Here is a 1,427-nt window from a genome sequence, read left to right on the forward strand (position 1 = left end):
GCCCTAGCATTACAGTTGCATATTGATTGAAACTCTGAATCAATGGGTCTCCATGGTAAGGAGGCCGTGGATGACGGGCGCATCGATCGAAACGACACTGGAGCTATGGGCGTCTTCGCTGCGGGATGTGAAGGCCCGTATGCGGGCGTTGTTCACCCAGGAGCGAGTTGCAGCGTCAGCGAACCTCTTCCTGGATGGTTTGTTGGGCGACGAGCGCCGCAAGACGGGCTGGATGCGCGCTGAGGCGGCAGGAGATCCCGGGCCATGGCGACAGCAGGCCATATTGGGCCGGGGGCGCTGGGACGCGGACGGGCTGCGCGACATCGTGCGGGAGTATGTTGTCGAGAATCTCGCTACACAGGACGCCGTTCTGGTCATTGATGAGACCGGGTTCCTCAAGCAGGGCAAGGCATCCTGTGGGGTTGCACGTCAATATACCGGCTCGGCGGGCAAGATCACGAACTGCCAGATTGGGGTGTTCACCGCCTATGTGTCGGCACGGGGTCATGCATTTATCGATCGTGCGCTTTATTTGCCCAAGAGTTGGACAGGCGATCCAGCGAAGCTGGCTGCCACACATGTTCCCGAGACCATCGCCTTCGCCACCAAACCGGCTTTGGCTGTCGATATGATCGGGCGCGCGCTGGCGGCAAATGTACCTTTTTCCTGGGTGGCGGCCGATGCGGTATACGGCGTTGGCGACATAGAAGGCGCGCTGCGCCGAGCCTGTAAAGGCTATGTTCTCGGGGTCAAATCCGATCATTACTTCGGCTCATGGGCAGGCAAGCCTATGGTCGCGGGCAAAGCGGAGGAGATTGCCAGCGATCTTGCACCCGATGCATGGCAGCGTCTGTCTGCTGGCGAGGGAACCAAGGGCGCGCGGCTTCATGACTGGGCTTACTGCGAACTCGCCGATCTCGAAGCTGATGAATATGATGAGACGAAATCGGGACTTTGGACCCGGGGCCTTCTGATCCGCCGCAATATCAGCGACGGCGATCTCGCTTTCTTCACAACCTGGTGCCCTGCCGGGACGGGCATCCAGGAACTTGTTTCCGTCGAAGGCCATCGCTGGGCAATCGAAGACAGCTTCGAAACCGCCAAGAATGAACTCGGCCTTGATCACAACGAAACCCGATCATGGCATGGCTGGCACCGCCACGTCTCGCTCGTGATGCTCGCCTTCGCCATGATGGCGGTGATCCGGTATCGCGCCAACGACGCGACGCCCCCAAAAAGACCGAGGATGCCGACCATCAGGATCTGATCCGCTGGTCAATCCAGGAGGTCCGGCGGATCGCCAACAAGCTGGCCCAGCGTCGTATCCAGCCCACCTACATCATCGCTTGGTCATGCTGGAGACGAGCGCATCAGGCTGCAGCACGGCGCGCTCATATCAAGTCTAAAATGCAACTGTAATGGTAGGC

At 59.5% G+C, this 1,427-nt stretch carries 1 protein-coding gene; it reads left to right on the top strand.

Annotated elements, in window-relative coordinates; all coding sequences use genetic code 11:
- Nucleotides 1–52: 52 nt before the first annotated feature.
- Nucleotides 53–1,267, top strand: a complete 1,215-nt coding sequence (locus BMY84_RS28850) for an IS701 family transposase (RefSeq protein WP_093088597.1) — start codon at nt 53–55, stop codon at nt 1,265–1,267.
- The last annotated feature ends 160 nt before the right edge of the window (nt 1,268–1,427 follow it).

It is taken from the genome of Sphingobium sp. AP50 (assembly GCF_900109095.1).
Classification (GTDB): domain Bacteria; phylum Pseudomonadota; class Alphaproteobacteria; order Sphingomonadales; family Sphingomonadaceae; genus Sphingobium.